Origin of the sequence: Streptomyces sp. BE20 (genome assembly GCF_036322525.1) — a bacterium.
In the GTDB taxonomy this organism is placed as follows: domain Bacteria; phylum Actinomycetota; class Actinomycetes; order Streptomycetales; family Streptomycetaceae; genus Kitasatospora.
The window spans coordinates 443532-455977 of the sequence record NZ_JAQYWW010001203.1 but is presented as its reverse complement, the minus strand read 5'-3'; the positions used below and the strand labels follow the sequence as shown (position 1 = coordinate 455977).

The window sequence follows — 12446 nt, the reverse complement described above, 5'->3', positions numbered from 1 at the left end:
GCCGGGAACGGCCCCGACCGGGGCGCGGGTTGATCGACGCGATTCACCTTAGTGGGGTGACCGCGGCGGTGGCCCGGCCCTACAGTCGGAGTCATGGCCCCGCGATTCGCCCGTCTGCTCCGCGACTCCCGCCTCGCACTGTTCACGATGCTCGGCGTACTGGCCGTCATCTGGGCCGTCCAGGTGGCGAACTGGCTCGACGACTACCGGCTCTCCTACGAGTACGGCATGAGCTCCGGACGGCTGGACGAGCTGCCGGACATGTTCACCATGCCGCTGCTGCACTTCGGCTGGGACCACATCCAGGCGAACTCCTGGCCGCTGTTCGCCTTCGGCTTCCTCTCCGCGTACCGGGGGGTCAAGCGGTTCCTGCTCGCGACGCTGCTGATCGTGGTCGCCGGCGGGCTCACCGTCTGGCTCTTCGAGCGCCCGGACGCCGTGACGGCCGGGGCCAGCGGCCTGGTCTACGGGTACTTCGGCTACGTGGTGCTGCGCGGGATCTTCGACCGCAACCTGGTGGACACCGCCATCGGCGTGGTCGTCGGCGCGCTGTACTCGTACCTCCTGCTGGGTGTCCTGCCGAGCGCCCAGGGAGTCAGCTGGCTCGGCCACCTCGGCGGGCTGATCGGCGGGCTCGCCGGCGCCTGGCTGCTGCGCGACCGGGCCCCGAAGGCGGCTGCCGCCCCCACGCCCGCACCCGCCGGACCCGCCGGACCCGGCTCCGCCCTGCTCAGGGAACTCGACGACCTGGGCATCTAGCCGTACCGGCCGGTCACGTCAGGTATAGACCATTCCCCTCACTGCGGTTAGCGTGAGCAGGCACCTTGCCCCCTGCTCCGGAGCCGCACCGTGGAGTCGTCCGTCCTCGCCTTCGCCACCGACCTGATCGACGAGGGGGCCGACACCTTCTTCGGCAACCTCACCGACCGGGCCGGGGTCGGCGGCGTCACCCTCGCGTCGGTCTACCACGAGGCCCGCGACGTCTTCCCGCACAACCCGCGCCGGGTGATCCGCTACCTGGAGCCGGGCGCCGCCTACTTCCGCCCCGACCCGGCCCTCTGGTCCGGACGGCGGCTGCGGCCCGTCGCGTCCACCGCGATCGGCGACCGCGACCCGTTCGCCGAGGCCGCCGCCGAGGCCGGCCGCCGGGGCATGAAGCTCCACGCCTGGACGGTCTTCTGCCACAACGACCGGCTCGGCTTCGAGCACCCGGACTGCGCCCCGGCCAACGCCTTCGGCGACCGGCACCTCACCGAGCTCTGTCCGGCCAATCCGGAGGTCCGCGAGTACGCCGTCTCCCTGGTCGCCGAGCTGGCCCGGTACGGCGTGGACGCGATCCGGGCCGAGTCGCTGCACTTCCACGGCCTGCGCCACGGTTACCACCACGAGCGTTACTTCGAGGAGCTGGGCCCGGCCGCCGAGGCGCTGCTCGGCCTCTGCTTCTGCGACCACTGCCGCGCTGCCGCCGTCCGCGCGGGCGTACCGGCGGACGAGGTGGCCGGGGCGGTCCGGACCGAGCTGCGCCGCCGGCTGGCCGACGACGCGGCCGCCGCCGAGCCCGCGGCGCTGGACGAGCTGGCCGGTGGCGCCGTCGCCGCCTACGTGGACGCCTCCGCCGCGACCGTGACCTCGCTGGCCGCCGAGGTCGCCGGGGCGGCGGAGCAGCACGGCATGCGGCTGAGCTTCATGGACGGCGGCGGTCCGGGCACCGGCTGGCTCTCCGGCATCGACCTGCCGGGCCTGGCCGGGGCCGCGCACCAGATCGAGACGCTCGGCTACGCGCGCACCCCGGAGGCGGTCCGCGAGAAGATCGCCGCCTTCGCCCTGCACGGAGTGCGCCCGCAGGACATGGCGGTGATCCTGCGGCCGATGGCCTCGGACTGCGACGGCCCGGCGAATCTCGCGGCCAAGATCGCCGTCCTCCGCGACCTGGGGGTGCCGGAGGTCGAGTTCTACAACTACGGCCTGATGCGGCTCTCCTCGCTCGACCGGATCGGCGCCGCGCTCGCCTGATCTTCCCCTCCCCCTCCCCTTCCTCCCTCCGGCTCCCGGAGAGGCCACTGCCGCGGTCGGCTCACCTCCGCCGCCGGGACGTCCCGAACAGGCTCCGTGAGATCTCCCGCCCGAGCTGCGTCCCGGCGGACCGGGCGAAGGACTTGAGCGCCGGGTTGCTCAGCAACGACCCGAGCAGCCCGCCGCTCTCCTTCTCTCCCGGCGCACGGCCCCGCGTCGTACCGCCCCGCACCGCACCGCCGTCCGACGGCCCGGTGCGTGACTCCTCCCGGTCGGGTTCCCCCGGCGGCGCCGGTTCCGCCTCCGGCCGGGCCGCCCGCGCCGCCAGCTTCTCGTACGCCGACTCCCGGTCGACGGCGTCCCGGTACTTCGCCACGATCGCCGACCCGTCCACCACCGCCTGCAGTGCCGCCGGCTCGATCGGGCCCATCAGCGACTGGGGCGCCCGCAGCCTGGTCGCCGCGACCGGCGTCGGCGCGCCCTTCTCGGAGAGCACCGTGACCACCGCCTCCCCCGTACCGAGCGAGGTCAGCACCTCCCCCAGGTCGTACGCGGGCGACTTCGGGAAGGTCGAGACGGTCGCCCGGAGCGCCTTCGCGTCGTCCGGCGTGAAGGCGCGCAGCGCGTGCTGCACCCGGTTGCCCAGCTGCGCCAGCACGTCGGCCGGGACGTCCTTCGGCGTCTGGGTGACGAAGAAGATCCCGACCCCCTTCGACCGGATCAGCCGGACGGTCTGGGTGATCGCCTCCAGGAAGGCCTTGGACGCGCCCCTGAACAACAGGTGCGCCTCGTCGAAGAAGAAGACCAGCTTGGGCCGGTCGAGGTCGCCCACCTCGGGCAGCTCCTGGTAGAGGTCGGCCAGCAGCCACATCAGGAAGGTGGAGAACAGCCGGGGCCGGTCCTGCACCGCCGGCAGTTCCAGCACCGACACCATGCCCCGGCCTCCTCCGCCCTCCGGGCCGGAGCCGCCCCCGTCCACGGTCCGCAGCAGCTCGGCGGTGTCGAACTCCGGTTCGCCGAAGAACGCGCCGGCGCCCTCGTTCTCCAGCGTGGTCAGCGAACGCAGGATCACCCCGGCGGTGGCGGCGGAGAGACCGCCGATGCCCTTCAGCTCCTCCTTGCCCTCGGGCGAGGCGAGGAAGGTGATCACCGCGGTGAGGTCCTTGAGGTCGTACAGCTCCAGGCCGTTCCGGTCGGCGTAGTGGAAGACCAGCCCGAGCGAGGACTCCTGGGTCTCGTTCAGGTCCAGCACCTTGGAGAGCAGCAGCGGGCCGAAGCTGGTCACCGTCGCCCGGATCGGGATGCCGGCGCCCAGGCCGCCGAGTGCGTAGAACTCGGCCGGACAGCCCCGGGCCCGCCAGTCCTGCCCGACCTCGGCGGCCCGGGCGGCGGTCCGCTCGCCGGGCGTGCCGGGGGCGGCCACGCCGGAGACGTCGCCCTTGACGTCGGCCAGGAAGACCGGCACTCCCTGGGCGGAGAGCTGTTCGGCGATCAGCTGGAGGGTCTTGGTCTTGCCGGTGCCGGTGGCGCCCGCCACCAGCCCGTGCCGGTTGAGCACCCCGAGCGGCACCCGCACCTGGGCGGCCGGGTAGGCGGTGCCGTCCAGCAGCACCGCACCCAGGTCGAGGGCCGGGCCGGTGAAGGCGTAGCCGTCGGCGATCTCCCGGACGGCGGCCGGGACGACGTCTCCGGGGGACACGCCGGAGGAGGAAAGAGAAGGGGACGGCGGCTCGGCAGCGGACATCGGGCACACTCCTGGGCAGAACTACAGATAGACCTTCGCGACATTTCCCATGAAACAGCCCCAATCCGCCGCCCGCAGCTCGCACCCGAGCGCGTGGCGGCGCCGCGGCTGCTGCGCCATCCGCCGCCCAAACGGTAGGCTTTCCGTGTGATCTTCAAGCGCATCGGCAATGGGCGGCCGTACCCGGATCACGGCCGTACCAGCACCCGCCAGTGGGCGGACGTCGCCCCGCGCCCGGTGCGACTCGACCAGTTGGTGACCACCAAGGGCCAGCTGGATCTGGAAACCCTCCTGGCGGAGGACTCCACCTTCTACGGGGACCTCTTCGCGCACGTCGTGAAGTGGCACGGGGACCTGTACCTGGAGGACGGGCTGCACCGCGCGGTCCGCGCCGCGCTGCAGCAGCGCCAGGTGCTGCACGCCCGTGTCCTCGAAATGGAATGACGGACCGGCCACCGGCGGAGAAGTCGACGGGGTCGACCGGAACGCCGGCGGAGATGTCGGGGCAGCCGGCCCCTCACGCGACGTCGGACCGCCCTCCGGTCACCACCCGGAGGGCGGTCCGTTCGCACCCGGATACCCCCTTTCGGGTGCCGGGATACTCCAGATGATGATCGTTTAGTACCTTCGCAGCCGTACGGCACTAATCTGCTGACTACGGCCGCGGCCCCGTTCCGACACCGCGCCCCGGCCGGCCCGTCACCCGATCCCCGCCCCGGCACGAGGGGGAGACAAACCGTGAGCATGTTGACTCCCCAAGGCCTGAAGGGGAAGCAGTACCGCATCACCGGCAACGCCTATCCGCGGCTTGGCCGACCACCGAAGAAGAGCCGCAAGGTGTTCGCCCTGATCGGCGCGCTGCTCGCGCTGGCGCTGATCGGTCTCGGCGGCGTCCAGCTCTGGGACATCTTCAGCGGCAAGGGCAAGCACGCCTCGGCCCAGGCCTGCGCCTCCCCCTCCGGCAAACCGCTGGCCGCTCCCACCCCGGACGGCGCGGCGACCGCCCCGGGAGCGCCCGGCGCCCCCGTCGACCCGCAGGCGATCCCGCAGCCGGCGTCGGTCACCGTGAACGTCTACAACGCCACCGCCAAGGCGGGGCTGGCCGCGCGGACCGCCGAGGAGCTGAAGAAGCGCGGCTTCACCATCGGCAAGGTCGGCAACGCGCCCGCCGAACTGGACAAGAAGGTGCCCGGTACCGCCCAGGTGGTCGCCGGCCCGGCCGGCGCCGGGGCGTCCACCCTGGTCGGCTCGGTGATCGCCGGTGCCACCAGCACGGCCGACGCCCGCACCGACGGCACCGTGGACTTCGTGATCGGCGACAGCTACAACGCGCTGCTCGACGAGACCCAGGCCGCCGCCGCGCTGGCCCTGGCCACCAAGCCCACGCCGGCTCCGAGCACCACCGGCAGCTGCTGAACCACCGACAGCCGGCGGTCCGCCCGCCCGGTCGACCGACGAGAGCCCCCCGGCACCGCGCCGGGGGGCTCTCGTCGCACGTACGGGGCTGCTCAGCCGGCCGTGCCGTACAGCCGGTCGCCGGCGTCGCCGAGGCCCGGAACGATGTAGCCGTTCTCGTTCAGCCGCTCGTCGACGGCGGCGGTGACGACGGTGACCGGCAGGCCGGCCAGCTCCTTCTCCATCACCGCGACGCCCTCGGGCGCGGCCAGCAGCACCACGGCGGTGACGTCGGTGGCGCCGCGCTCGATCAGCATCCGGATCGCCGCGACCAGCGTGCCGCCGGTGGCCAGCATCGGGTCGAGCACGTAGACCTGGCGGCCGGAGAGGTCGTCCGGCATCCGGGTCGCGTAGGTGGAGGCCTCCAGGGTCTCCTCGTTGCGCACCATGCCGAGGAAGCCGACCTCGGCCGTCGGCAGCAGCCGGGTCATCCCGTCCAGCATCCCGAGGCCGGCCCGGAGGATCGGCACCACCAGCGGGCGGGGGTAGGACAGCCGGGTGCCGGTGGTGACCGCCACCGGGGTGGTGATCTCCACCTCGTCGGTGCGGACGTCCCGGGTGGCCTCGTACGCGAGGAGGGTCACCAGCTCGTCGGTCAGGCGACGGAAGGTCGGCGAGTCGGTGCGCTCGTCGCGCAGGGTGGAGAGCTTGTGGGCGACCAGGGGGTGGTCGACGACGTGGGTCCGCATGCATCGAGGTTAGCCCGCGCCCGGACGCCCGTACGACACGCCGTGCCAGACCCGGGCGCGCCGCCCCCCGTCCGCCCCCCGTCCGCCTCCTGCCGGACAGTGACACGCCGTGACGCACCGCGAACGTCCGGACGGATGCGCTTCCTGTGGTATCAACCGGGCCGATCTGGGAAGGTCAGGTCTTATGACGAGCAACCCGAACACCGGGGACGGCTCGGCGGACGAGGCCGCGACCTCGTCGGACGGCCGTTTCGGCCCGCCCCCGGACCGCCCGGAGACCGAGGCGGAACGCCGCAAACGGCGTGCCGTCTTCCTTCGCGAGCTCACCGAGGCGCGCGAACTGCGCGAGCGGGTCCAGCCACGCCGGACCAAGGAACGCCGCATGCGCGAAGCAATGCGGATGCGAACCTTCCGGATCTGACAAGCCCTCCACGGCTTCTCCACATGCCTCTTCCCGCCCCGTCCCCCGTTCGCCGTCCGGCAGCCAACCCTTCCGACACGACCTGCAAAGACGCGCTGCCGAACACCCCCCGCAGAGCCGGGCTTTCTGTCACGATTCCGATGGGACGGTCCGAACGGCGGACCGCCTCTGGCGCGGGGGCGGCCAGTTCCGCGTTGCCCGAGAGCGCCGACAGCCGAGACCGAGATCTTGGGAGTGTCCCTGGTGGCGTACTTCGCTGCACTGCTTGCTCGCACCGACGACGGGTGGGATGTGAGCGAGACGGAACTCGACAACGTCGAAACCCTCGCCGATCTGGCAGACCTGGCCCGCGAGGCGACCCAGGACGACGACAGCGTCCTGGTCTTCATCGAACAGGAGGACGCCTGGTTCGCCGTCGTCCGGGTGGACGGCGAGGAGGATCCCCGCATCTTCGTGTCGGACGGCGCCGCCGCCGCCCGGAGCTCCTACGGGTCCGTCCTCACCGACGAGCTGGTCGACCAGGCCGGCGAGAGCGAGTTCGGCGACCTCGACAACCTGGTCGCCGAACTGGAGGAGGGCGGCGAGGCCGGGGAGCAGGACGACGACGAGGAGTCCGGCGACCGCGGCAGCGTCCCGGTCGGCCCGCTCGGGGACGCCCACCTGCTCACCGAGTTCGGCCTCGCCCCGGACCGGCTGCTCGCCCTCAGCGGCGAGGGCGCGGTGCCGGGCGACGCCCTGGAGGAGATCGCCGAGGCGCTCGGCTGCGGCGAGGTCCTGGAGGCGGTCCGGTAACGGTCCGTGTCCGCCGTCCGGACGGCCGGATGCCCGCCATGCCCGACACTGGATGCCATGCAGTCCGCCCGCCCGATCCCGCCGCTGCCCGCCCCCGTCCGCCCCGACCCGGTCCGTGACCGCTGGGCGGCGCCGATGCGCCTCGCCATCGCCGAGGCCGCGCTGGCGCCGGCCACCGGAGACGTCCCGGTCGGGGCGCTCGTCCTCGGTCCGGACGGCGAGGTCCTCGGCCGCGGCCACAACGAGCGCGAGGCCGTCGGCGACCCGACCGCCCACGCCGAGGTGGTCGCCATCCGCCAGGCCGCCGGGAAGATCGGGGAGTGGCGCCTCGGCGGCTGCACCCTGGTCGTCACCCTGGAGCCGTGCACCATGTGCGCGGGGGCGATCGTGCTCTCCAGGATCGACCGCGTGGTCTACGGCGCCCTCGACGAGAAGGCCGGCGCGGCCGGCTCCCTCTTCGACGTGATGCGCGACCGCCGGCTCAACCACCGCCCCGAGGTGGTCCCGGGCGTCCTCGCCGACGAGTGCGGCGAGCAGCTCCGCGCCTTCTTCGACGGCCACCGCTGACACCACCGCTGACACCACCGCGGACACCGCCGTCGGCACCACCGCCCGGCGCACCGCCGAAGGCCCCCACGCACCGCGCCGCGGACCGCCGCAGGCCCTTCCCCGACAAAGATTTCGTGACGGTGCCACCCGTCCGGTAGAGTTCCCCTCGGTAGCGTGTCCGAGCGGCCAAAGGAGCACGCCTCGAAAGCGTGTGTGGGGGCAACTTCACCGTGGGTTCGAATCCCACCGCTACCGCCAGAAAGCCCGAGGGCCCGTCCGGAAGTCCGGACGGGCCCTCGGCGTTTCCGCGCACCCTCATACACGGAAATGGGCTCCGCACTCGGGGGCCGATGACCACCAACGCCCGGTCGAGTACGGAGCCTGGAAGGGGGGAGCGGCTCGGGGGGACTGACCGCTCCCCCGACGGAGTCCCACAACCGGGGTCGCGTCGGGGGGGAAGTCGCGACACCCGGTCCCACAGCGGGGAGCTCCGGATCCACGCACCGGGGATTCCTGCCAGATCCTCGGTACGTTCCCCATCCTGCCGTCCGATCCGCGAGCGGGCACCCGGAGAAAGGCCCCTGTCACGGGGACCTTCGTCCCACCGGGTGAACGCGTCGCACACCTGATGGGCCGTCCGGGTGGATAAGCTGCCCAGTGCAGAGGACCGCTCGGGGACCGGATGGCGGCGGCCCACGGCAAGGAGGAAGGTCACCGGATGGCACAGGCGAAGAAGATCGGAATGGTCCTCCTACTCGTCTTCGTGCTCTACACGATCATCACCTCGCCGGCCCGCGCCGCCGAGCTGGTCCAGCTCGGCTTCGAAGGCATCTCGAACGCCGCCAAGGCCGTCGGCACCTTCATGACCGGGCTGGTGAAGTAGCCCGGACCCCACCGGCTACGGTGGGCCCTGACTCTCACCCCCCGTCCGCGAGGAGCGGCATCGTGATCCGGCACCTGGTCCTGTTCAAGCTCAACGAAGGCGTCAGCAAGGACGACGGGCGCGCGCTCGCCGGCGCCAAGGCCTTCGAGGAGCTCGGCCCGGTCGTTCCCGAGCTCCGCGAGTGGGAGTGCGGCTGGAACACCACCGAGCGCGACATCGCCCACGACTACGCGATCAACAGCCTCGTCGAGGACCGCGAGGCCCTGCAGGCGTACCTCACCCACCCGGCCCACCAGGCCGCGGCCGGCCAGTGGCGCGAGTTCGCCACCTGGGTGATCGCCGACATCGAGGTCTGAGCCCGGAGGACCGTCCCGACGCGCCCCCGGCGCGTCCCCCGGACGGCCGCGGCGCCCCGCCCGGAACCCGGACGGGGCGCCTTGCTCTGTCCCGGAACGATCCGCCGCCGTGCCACCGGAGGGCCCGGTGGATCCTCCGGCGCGGCACCAACACACCTCCACGCGGTGCTTGCCCGACGTGCGCCCGCCTTGTGATGCTATGACCGGTTTTGCCGGACATCGCTAGGTGGTGCACGAAACCCGACGACACCCGGTCCACAGGTCTCACCGTTGTCGACTTTGGGAGGGGTGACGTGTCCGTGCGGACACCAGGGAGCGCGCCGGACGACGAGGTGCTGGCCACCGTGATCAGCCCGGCCGGCGAACTCCGCCCGGACGGCCTGCGCGGCCCCGGAGGCCGTCCGACGGTGGACGTCCGGACCCTGACCCGGGTGCTCTTCGAGCGGCTCGCCGAGCTGCCCCCGGACGCCCCCGAGCGGGAACGGGTCCGGGCGGCACTGATCGAGGTCAACATCCCGCTGGTCCGGTACGCCGCCACGCGGTTCCGCAGCCGCAGCGAACCGATGGAGGACGTCGTCCAGGTCGGCACGATCGGCCTGATCAACGCCATCGACCGGTTCGACCCCACCCGGGGCGTGCAGTTCCCGACCTACGCACTGCCGACCATCCTCGGCGAGATCAAGCGCTACTTCCGGGACAACGTCCGCACCATGCACGTCCCGCGCCGGCTCCAGGAGCTCTGGGTCCAGGTCAGCGGAGCGATGGAGGAGCTGACGGTCACGCACGGCCGGGCCCCCAAGGTCCCCGAGATCGCCGCCAGCCTGCGCATCCCCGAGGAGGACGTCCGCGCCTGCCTGGACGCCGGCCGGGCGTACAACGCGGCGTCACTGGAGGCCGCGCAGGAGCACGAGGGCGGGCTGGCCCTCCTCGACCGGCTCGGCTACGAGGACTCCGCGCTGGCCGAGGTGGAGCACCGGGACATGGTCCGTCACCTCCTGGTGCAGCTGCCGGAGCGGGAACGACGGATCGTCATGCTGCGGTTCTTCGCCAACCTGACGCAGTCCCAGATCAGCACCGAGCTGGGCATGTCCCAGATGCACGTCTCCCGGCTGCTCTCCCGGATCCTGGCCAGGCTTCGGACCGGCAACTCCTGGGAAGACTGACCGTCACAATCCCCGACAAAACAGGACGGCGCTCCGCGCGACGGCGGGATCGCTCCGCGTTACCGGCGCGTGACGTCTTGCGACCCCCTGGTTTGCCGGAGACCGTGTTCCGGTATGGAGGGGGAAGGCATCGCTCGGGAACCGCCGGGCGACGGCACCCGTTCAACTGTCAGTCACAAGGGGGTGGGTGCATGTCCGGAGAGCTGGGCACTGCGGAGATCCACGCTGGTCAGGCCGAAGGAGCGACGTTCGCCGTCGACCGGATCCCGTTCCGGCGGGGCCCGGCCGCGCCACCCGGCGCCGAAGCGGGAGCACCCCCCGGGGCGGGCCCGGAGGCAGCCGGGCCGAGCACTGCGGAGGCGGGCCCCGAACCGGTACCGGAGGCCACCCCGGCGCCGTCCGGCGCCGGGCTGGACACCCGGACGCTCTCCCGCTCGCTGTTCCTGCGACTGGCCGCCCTGGCCCCCGGCAGCGCCGAACACACGTACGTCCGCGACACGCTGATCGAGCTGAACCTGCCGCTGGTCCGGTACGCCTCGGCCCGGTTCCGCAGCCGCAACGAGCCGATGGAGGACATCGTCCAGGTCGGCACGATCGGCCTGATCAAGGCGATCGACCGGTTCGACCCGGAGCGCGGGGTCGAGTTCCCGACCTTCGCGATGCCGACGGTGGTCGGGGAGATCAAGCGCTTCTTCCGGGACACCAGCTGGTCGGTCCGGGTGCCCCGGCGTCTCCAGGAGCTGCGCCTGGCACTCACCAAGGCCGGCGACGAGCTCTCCCAGCGACTGGACCGCTCCCCCACCGTCGCCGAGCTGGCCGTCTGCCTCGGCGTCAGCGAGGAGGACGTGGTCGAGGGCCTGGCGGTCGGCAACGCGTACACCGCCAGCTCGCTGGACTCCAGCCCGGGAGAGGAGGACGGCGACGGACCGCTGGCCGAGCGGCTCGGCTACGAGGACCTCGCGCTGGAGGGCGTGGAGTACCGGGAGTCGCTCAAGCCGCTGCTGGCGAAGCTGCCGCCGCGCGAGCGCCGGATCATCATGCTGCGGTTCTTCGGCAACCTCACCCAGTCGCAGATCGGCGACGAGATCGGCATCTCCCAGATGCACGTCTCCCGGCTGCTGACCAAGACCCTCACCCAGCTGCGCGAGGGCCTGATCAGCGAGGGGTGACTCCGCCGTCCCGACCGGGTGCGTGCCCGACGGCTCCCGCCGGACGCGCACCCGGCGCCGGGGCACCCGCGGATCGCCGGTCAGGCCGAACACCCGGCGGATCGCCGGGCGGGCCGGGGCCGGGCGGGCCCTACGGCTCCAGCAGGTTGGCGCGCAGACCGGCCAGCACCTCGTCGTCCAGACCGAGGCCGTCCGTCCAGAACGCCTCGAAACCGGACCATCCGGACTCGACCTCCTCGAACGCCGCCTCCAGGTAGCAGCGCTCGGCCCGGAAGACCGGCAGCAGCAGCTCCGGCTCGTGCATCAGCCCCCGGGCGCGGAAGCTCTCCACGATCGAGGCCACGATCGCGGCCGACCGCTCGTTGGTGAGCAGGTAGTCGGCGAACACGGTCTCCCGATCGACGCCGAGCGCGGTGAGCAGCACGGCCGCCGTCCAGCCGGTGCGGTCCTTTCCGGCCGAACAGTGGAAGAGCAGCGGCGCACCGCCCGGCGCGGCCAGCAGGCGCAGGACGGCCGAGAATCGTTCGCGGGCGATCCGGTCGGTGACGAACCACCGGTAGAGGCCCGTCATCATCGCGCCGGCCCGGCCGTCACCGAGCAGGGCGCGCTGCTTCTCCGGGCTACGGTCACCGAGCGCTTCCCGCAGTGCCGCGAAAATATCGAAGTCCGCCGCGAAAACGGGCAGGTGATGAAGGGTCACGCCGTCGGGCGCGGCGCGTTCCACGGTGATCGCGGTGGCGGAGTGCTCGGCGTCGGCGATCACCGCGACCGGCAGGCCGGGCACCCGGTCGGGGCCCGCCTCGCGCACTTCCTCCAGGCTGCGCAGGTCGACGACCTGCCGCAGGCCCAGCGCGGCCAGCAGGGCGAGGTCCTCGTCGGTGAGCCGGTTGAGCCCGTCGCTGCGCAGTACGGCACCGGGGCGGAGGAGCCGCCCGCCGGCCGTCCGATAGCCACCGAGGTCGCGGGCATTGACGGCACCGAACAGACCCAGGCTGCGGGCGGCCGGGAAAACGGCGGTCTCGGTCTGCTGTTCGGTCACGCGGCGGCCTCCATTGGATATTCGGACGGTGACGTGGCACAACCCTGCGCGATATTGCATGAACCTGCCCATCGAAACGGCAGGGTGTGCGAGAGTGTGAGGCGCGACGCCGCCAGTGTAGGGTCCACCTCGCCCGCCCGGACCACACGGTGGGTGAGCAGCGGTAACGCTCA

At 72.4% G+C, this 12446-nt stretch carries 14 protein-coding genes and 1 tRNA gene; 12 read left to right on the top strand and 3 right to left on the bottom strand.

The window, feature by feature from the left end:
- Nucleotides 1-93: 93 nt before the first annotated feature.
- The gene (locus PUR61_RS40625) at nucleotides 94-759 is read left to right on the top strand and encodes a rhomboid family intramembrane serine protease (RefSeq protein WP_329884948.1); all 666 of its coding nucleotides are present in this window, start codon (nucleotides 94-96) and stop codon (nucleotides 757-759) included.
- Nucleotides 760-849: 90 nt separating this feature from the next.
- Nucleotides 850-2013 carry a hypothetical protein gene (locus tag PUR61_RS40620; RefSeq protein ID WP_329884947.1) on the top strand — a complete coding sequence of 388 codons (1164 nt, stop codon included), beginning with the start codon at nucleotides 850-852 and terminating at the stop codon, nucleotides 2011-2013.
- 61 nt (nucleotides 2014-2074) lie between these two features.
- Here the strand turns inward: PUR61_RS40620 and PUR61_RS40615 are convergent, their stop codons facing one another.
- Complete coding sequence (locus tag PUR61_RS40615) at nucleotides 2075-3757, bottom strand: helicase HerA-like domain-containing protein (RefSeq protein WP_329884946.1); 1683 nt, start codon at nucleotides 3755-3757, stop codon at nucleotides 2075-2077.
- A 147-nt stretch (nucleotides 3758-3904) separates the two neighbouring features.
- On the opposite strand from PUR61_RS40615, the gene PUR61_RS40610 reads away from it, so the two are divergent.
- Together PUR61_RS40610 and PUR61_RS40605 are read left to right on the top strand one after the other, a co-directional pair.
- Nucleotides 3905-4201, top strand: coding sequence for a type II toxin-antitoxin system VapB family antitoxin (locus PUR61_RS40610; RefSeq protein WP_030061387.1), 297 nt, complete (start codon nucleotides 3905-3907; stop codon nucleotides 4199-4201).
- A 300-nt stretch (nucleotides 4202-4501) separates the two neighbouring features.
- A complete protein-coding gene (locus PUR61_RS40605; RefSeq protein ID WP_329885014.1) occupies nucleotides 4502-5173 on the top strand; it encodes a LytR C-terminal domain-containing protein in 672 nt (223 codons plus the stop codon).
- Between the two features lie 92 nt (nucleotides 5174-5265).
- Here the strand turns inward: PUR61_RS40605 and upp are convergent, their stop codons facing one another.
- The gene (gene upp / locus PUR61_RS40600) at nucleotides 5266-5901 is read right to left on the bottom strand and encodes a uracil phosphoribosyltransferase (protein WP_329884945.1); all 636 of its coding nucleotides are present in this window, start codon (nucleotides 5899-5901) and stop codon (nucleotides 5266-5268) included.
- Between the two features lie 184 nt (nucleotides 5902-6085).
- Between upp and PUR61_RS40595 the strand changes: the two genes are divergently transcribed.
- From PUR61_RS40595 to PUR61_RS40560, 8 genes are all read left to right on the top strand, one after another.
- The gene (locus PUR61_RS40595) at nucleotides 6086-6322 is read left to right on the top strand and encodes a hypothetical protein (RefSeq protein ID WP_329884944.1); all 237 of its coding nucleotides are present in this window, start codon (nucleotides 6086-6088) and stop codon (nucleotides 6320-6322) included.
- Between the two features lie 243 nt (nucleotides 6323-6565).
- Nucleotides 6566-7114, top strand: coding sequence for a tRNA adenosine deaminase-associated protein (locus PUR61_RS40590; RefSeq protein ID WP_329884943.1), 549 nt, complete (start codon nucleotides 6566-6568; stop codon nucleotides 7112-7114).
- 57 nt (nucleotides 7115-7171) lie between these two features.
- Complete coding sequence (gene tadA, locus PUR61_RS40585) at nucleotides 7172-7681, top strand: tRNA adenosine(34) deaminase TadA (protein ID WP_329884942.1); 510 nt, start codon at nucleotides 7172-7174, stop codon at nucleotides 7679-7681.
- A 150-nt stretch (nucleotides 7682-7831) separates the two neighbouring features.
- Nucleotides 7832-7921, top strand: a tRNA-Ser gene (locus PUR61_RS40580).
- Between the two features lie 460 nt (nucleotides 7922-8381).
- Nucleotides 8382-8546 carry a hypothetical protein gene (locus tag PUR61_RS40575; RefSeq protein WP_329884941.1) on the top strand — a complete coding sequence of 55 codons (165 nt, stop codon included), beginning with the start codon at nucleotides 8382-8384 and terminating at the stop codon, nucleotides 8544-8546.
- A gap of 62 nt (nucleotides 8547-8608) precedes the next feature.
- Complete coding sequence (locus PUR61_RS40570) at nucleotides 8609-8902, top strand: Dabb family protein (RefSeq protein ID WP_329884940.1); 294 nt, start codon at nucleotides 8609-8611, stop codon at nucleotides 8900-8902.
- A gap of 293 nt (nucleotides 8903-9195) precedes the next feature.
- A complete protein-coding gene (locus PUR61_RS40565; RefSeq protein WP_329884939.1) occupies nucleotides 9196-10065 on the top strand; it encodes an RNA polymerase sigma factor SigF in 870 nt (289 codons plus the stop codon).
- Between the two features lie 191 nt (nucleotides 10066-10256).
- On the top strand, nucleotides 10257-11234 hold the full coding sequence (locus PUR61_RS40560) for an RNA polymerase sigma factor SigF (protein ID WP_329884938.1): 978 nt from the start codon (nucleotides 10257-10259) through the stop codon (nucleotides 11232-11234).
- Nucleotides 11235-11364: 130 nt separating this feature from the next.
- Here PUR61_RS40560 and PUR61_RS40555 read toward each other — a convergent pair whose 3' ends face one another.
- Entirely contained in the window at nucleotides 11365-12273 is a 909-nt protein-coding gene (locus PUR61_RS40555; protein ID WP_329884937.1) for a tyrosine-protein phosphatase, read from the bottom strand.
- Nucleotides 12274-12446 lie beyond the last annotated feature (173 nt).

Coding starts and splice junctions, on each gene's coding strand:
- PUR61_RS40625 (WP_329884948.1), top strand. CDS start 94: ATGGCCCCGCGATTCGCCCGTCTGCTCCGCGACTCCCGCCTCGCACTG.
- PUR61_RS40615 (WP_329884946.1), bottom strand. CDS start 3,757: ATGTCCGCTGCCGAGCCGCCGTCCCCTTCTCTTTCCTCCTCCGGCGTG.
- PUR61_RS40605 (WP_329885014.1), top strand. CDS start 4,502: ATGTTGACTCCCCAAGGCCTGAAGGGGAAGCAGTACCGCATCACCGGC.
- upp (WP_329884945.1), bottom strand. CDS start 5,901: ATGCGGACCCACGTCGTCGACCACCCCCTGGTCGCCCACAAGCTCTCC.
- PUR61_RS40595 (WP_329884944.1), top strand. CDS start 6,086: ATGACGAGCAACCCGAACACCGGGGACGGCTCGGCGGACGAGGCCGCG.
- tadA (WP_329884942.1), top strand. CDS start 7,172: ATGCAGTCCGCCCGCCCGATCCCGCCGCTGCCCGCCCCCGTCCGCCCC.
- PUR61_RS40575 (WP_329884941.1), top strand. CDS start 8,382: ATGGCACAGGCGAAGAAGATCGGAATGGTCCTCCTACTCGTCTTCGTG.
- PUR61_RS40560 (WP_329884938.1), top strand. CDS start 10,257: ATGTCCGGAGAGCTGGGCACTGCGGAGATCCACGCTGGTCAGGCCGAA.